Here is a 315-nt window from a genome sequence, read left to right as displayed (position 1 = left end):
GATGGACGCATCGCTGTCCTGGCGAAAGTCATGTCCTTTAGGGAAATATTCTCTTAGTAGTCCATTAGTGTTTTCGTTACTTCCTCGCTGCCAAGGCGCGTGTGGATTGGGAAAATAAAAAGTCATGCCGCATGCCTTAGCGACTTGGTCATACCAAGCAAATTCTTTGCCACGATCGGGAGTTACGGTCAGCCGCTGATGTCGAGGCAATGGGGAGAACAGTTCAATTAATTTCTCTTTCACGCATTTAGCGGTTTTCTTCGCGGCCTTTGCGGCAATGAGTAAGCGTGTCTTTCGATCAACAAGGGTTACCAG

General features: G+C 47.9%; 1 protein-coding gene. It reads right to left on the bottom strand.

Translation table 11 applies throughout. The features are described 5' to 3' along the window. On the bottom strand, positions 1–315 hold a 315-nt coding region (locus AA84_RS0102805; RefSeq protein WP_028975928.1), incomplete at both ends, for an IS30 family transposase.

Origin of the sequence: Sporolactobacillus terrae DSM 11697 (assembly GCF_000648615.1) — a bacterium.
Classification (GTDB): Bacteria; Bacillota; Bacilli; order Bacillales; family Sporolactobacillaceae; genus Sporolactobacillus; species Sporolactobacillus terrae.
This window is presented reverse-complemented; position numbering and strand designations above follow the sequence as displayed.